The sequence below is a fragment of the Eubacterium sp. CAG:161 genome, assembly GCF_000432355.1.
GTDB lineage: Bacteria > Bacillota > Clostridia > Lachnospirales > Lachnospiraceae > Eubacterium_G > Eubacterium_G segne.
On sequence record NZ_HF991865.1, the window covers coordinates 37,530 to 40,782 of the forward strand.

The following is a 3,253-nucleotide window of genomic DNA, read 5'->3' on the forward strand; positions in this document are numbered from 1 at the left end:
ATCCGAAGCAAGACCGAGCAGAAAGCATATGGTGGCCCGCCAGCTTTCGGGTAGGTTGCTTGAACTTGTTGGCAACAATAAGTCTAGATAGATGATTATCCAAGACATAACCCGGCTTACAGTCTTGCTCGCATTTTTTTATATTCTTTTTACCAGTTCTTCAATTAAAAGACAAAACTTATCAGATGCTTTAGAGGCAGCAACGCCCACTTCTTCATCACTTAAAGGCTCTCCGGTTATTCCCGCAGCTTTGTTGGTGATACAGCTTATTCCACATACTTTAAATCCGCAATGAACGGCGGCAATGGCTTCACATACGGTACTCATACCAACAGCGTCAGCTCCGAGAAGTTTGTACATATTAATTTCAGCCGGTGTTTCGTAGTTAGGTCCGGTTGTCTGGAGATATACACCTGCTTTTAAGTCAATATTGTTTTCCCTTGCTATGTTTTTTATTTTTTTGCATATTTCACTGTCATATATGCTGGTCATATCAGGGAAACGGGTGCCGAGTTCATCTATGTTAGGTCCAATTAAAGGAGATGGTACAAAAGATGAAATATGGTCTGTAATCATCATTAAATCCCCTACATTTAAGTTATCGCTAATTCCACCGGCGGCGTTAGAAAGAATAAGCTTTTTTGCACCCATTAGTTTCATAAGACGAATAGGTGAAACAACCTGATTCATGGAATAACCTTCATAGTAGTGGATTCTTCCGTTCATAGCGACTACCGGAACGTCACCTAAATATCCGAAAATAAAAGCTCCTGCGTGCATTTTATTGGTGCTTATGGGAAATCCGTCAATATCTGAGTAACTAATAGTTTCCTTTACATTGATTTTTTCTGCCAGTTTGTTAAGACCTGAGCCTAAAACAATTGCAACATCAGGCTTAAAATCTATCTTTGTCTTAACACAACTTAAATATTTTTCCAATTCTTTATAATATTGTGGTGTCATAAATTTGCTCCTATCTGTAATGTGGCACGATTTTCCGTTATCACTAAGCAATTAAGGAAAAACACTGCCATAAAATTTATTTGTTTATAATAGTATACCAGATTACCGGAAAATGTAATATTTATAAATTCAAAAAGATTAAATAAATAGTGAAAAAAAATAAGTAAATACCCTTGAATATTACACCTCAATAATGTATTATCTTATTAGCAAAAAATACATATGAATGGAGGGTGAAATGAGACATTTAATTAGTCCATTGGATTTTACTGTAGAAGAGTTGGATAAGTTATTAAATTTAGCCGGCGATATTGAAAGGAATCCTCAAAAATACAAAGAGTGTTGCAAAGGAAAGAAACTTGCCACTCTTTTTTATGAGCCTAGCACAAGAACAAGACTAAGCTTTGAGGCAGCTATGCTTAATTTAGGCGGAAGTGTTTTGGGATTTTCCGAGGCATCATCAAGCTCCGCATCTAAAGGGGAGAGCGTTTCAGACACCATACGAATTATATCATGTTATGCAGACATATGTGCCATGAGACACCCGAAGGAAGGTGCAGCCTTAGTTGCAGCTAAAAAATCAGGTATTCCTGTTATTAACGCAGGGGATGGAGGACATCAGCATCCTACCCAGACTTTGACGGATTTAATGACAATAAGAACCCTTAAGGGTAGACTTGATAATATTACAATTGGATTGTGTGGTGACTTGAAATTTGGAAGAACAGTGCATTCGCTTATTAACGCATTGCTTAGATATGATAATGTAAAATTTGTCCTTATTTCACCGGCGGAGCTTAAGGTTCCGGGATATATCATTGAAAATATAAAAGAAGCAGGAGCTCAGTATGAAGAGGTGTCAAGACTTGAAGATGTAATTGGTGGGCTTGATTTGCTTTATATGACAAGGGTTCAAAGGGAAAGATTCTTTAATGAAGAGGATTATATAAGACTTAAAGATAGCTTTATTTTGGACAAAAAGAAACTAAAATCAGCAAAAGATGATATGCTGATTTTGCATCCACTGCCAAGAGTTAATGAAATTGCTGTTGAAGTAGATGATGATCCAAGGGCTGTGTACTTTAAGCAGGCACAGTTTGGTGTGTATGTGAGAATGGCACTTATTTTGACATTGTTGGAGGTGGAAGTATAATATGCTAAATATAGATGAAATAACAAATGGCTTTGTTTTAGATCATATTCAGGCAGGAAGGGCAATGGCTATATATCATTATCTTAATTTGGAAAAATTAGATTGCCAGGTTGCTATTATTAAAAATGCCAGAAGTAAAAAAATGGGAGTTAAAGACATAATTAAAGTAGAAGGTCCCTTAGATATTGTGGATTTTGATATATTAGGATTTATTGATCATAATATCACAGTTGATATTATCACTGACGGTAAATTAGTGGAAAAAAGAGATCTTAAGCTACCAAAGAAGATTGTTAATGTATTACATTGCAAAAACCCAAGATGCATTACATCTATTGAGCAGGAGTTAGACCATGTTTTTGTACTAACAGACAAAAAGAATGGTTTATACAGCTGCCAATACTGTGAAGAAAAGCAGGGCAAACTTTGGGAAAAACTGTAAATTTAAGAGCTTGTGATTTATATTGAAATTTTAATTAATATGGATTTTATCCCACAAATGTTGGTTTGTGCAAACATACTATATTTTGTGGGATTTTTTGTGCTTAAGGCAGAAAAATGACAAAATGTGCCATTTGTATTGAAATTACATAAATGAATTGTTACAATCAAACGGTAATATATTTAATAACAAAGGATAGGAGGACGAAAAAATGTATTGTAACTATTGTGGAAAAGAAATTGATGACAATGCAGTTGAATGCCCATATTGTGGAGGAGATACAAAGAACACGAATAATAATGATTATGGCACACCATATGTATCTGATAATGGAGGAATAGGCTGGGGGCTACTGGGATGTTGTATTCCTTTAGCAGGTTTGATTTTATTCCTTGTGTGGAAGGACACCAAGCCAAAAACAGCTAAAGCCGCAGGAATTGGTGCTTTAGTTAGCGTAGGTATTTCAATATTATTCTACATTATAGTGATTGTAGCAGGCGTAGGAGCAGGAATGTATGGTGCTTCATCAAGTGTTACAGGATTTTAGAAATGTGGCATGAAAAGATGGTTATGTAAATGGCTACCCATCATATTTGGATGCCATCAAAGACCTGAACGTTCATTTTTCTTTCATGGAAAACAGTTTCCAATATGCGCAAGGTGTACAGGTGAACTTATAGGAATTATAGTAACTC

The 3,253-nt window shown here is 35.7% G+C and carries 5 protein-coding genes and 1 other RNA gene (1 of these 6 running past the window's edge); 5 read left to right on the top strand and 1 reads right to left on the bottom strand.

The window, feature by feature from the left end; genetic code table 11:
• Positions 1–135: RNase P RNA component class A (gene rnpB / locus Q5O30_RS06115), an RNA gene on the top strand (it extends 236 nt beyond the left edge of the window).
• A 3-nt stretch (positions 136–138) separates the two neighbouring features.
• Here the strand turns inward: rnpB and Q5O30_RS06120 are convergent.
• Positions 139–963, bottom strand: coding sequence for a purine-nucleoside phosphorylase (locus Q5O30_RS06120; RefSeq protein ID WP_021952869.1), 825 nt, complete (start codon positions 961–963; stop codon positions 139–141).
• 238 nt (positions 964–1,201) lie between these two features.
• On the opposite strand from Q5O30_RS06120, the gene pyrB reads away from it, so the two are divergent.
• From pyrB to Q5O30_RS06140, 4 genes are all read left to right on the top strand, one after another.
• The gene (gene pyrB, locus Q5O30_RS06125) at positions 1,202–2,116 is read left to right on the top strand and encodes an aspartate carbamoyltransferase (RefSeq protein WP_021952870.1); all 915 of its coding nucleotides are present in this window, start codon (positions 1,202–1,204) and stop codon (positions 2,114–2,116) included.
• Position 2,117: 1 nt separating this feature from the next.
• Complete coding sequence (locus tag Q5O30_RS06130; protein ID WP_021952871.1) at positions 2,118–2,558, top strand: aspartate carbamoyltransferase regulatory subunit; 441 nt, start codon at positions 2,118–2,120, stop codon at positions 2,556–2,558.
• Between the two features lie 211 nt (positions 2,559–2,769).
• Positions 2,770–3,105: a zinc ribbon domain-containing protein gene (locus tag Q5O30_RS06135; protein ID WP_021952872.1), complete on the top strand. Its 336-nt coding sequence runs from the start codon at positions 2,770–2,772 to the stop codon at positions 3,103–3,105.
• Between the two features lie 9 nt (positions 3,106–3,114).
• The coding region (locus Q5O30_RS06140; RefSeq protein WP_302674618.1) for a DUF2085 domain-containing protein at positions 3,115–3,253 on the top strand (139 nt) is incomplete at its 3' end.

What these genes read in the sequence shown, in the direction of transcription:
- Q5O30_RS06120 (WP_021952869.1), bottom strand. Translation starts at nt 963, where the DNA reads ATGACACCACAATATTATAAAGAATTGGAAAAATATTTAAGTTGTGTT.
- Q5O30_RS06130 (WP_021952871.1), top strand. Translation starts at nt 2,118, where the DNA reads ATGCTAAATATAGATGAAATAACAAATGGCTTTGTTTTAGATCATATT.
- Q5O30_RS06135 (WP_021952872.1), top strand. Translation starts at nt 2,770, where the DNA reads ATGTATTGTAACTATTGTGGAAAAGAAATTGATGACAATGCAGTTGAA.
- pyrB (WP_021952870.1), top strand. Translation starts at nt 1,202, where the DNA reads ATGAGACATTTAATTAGTCCATTGGATTTTACTGTAGAAGAGTTGGAT.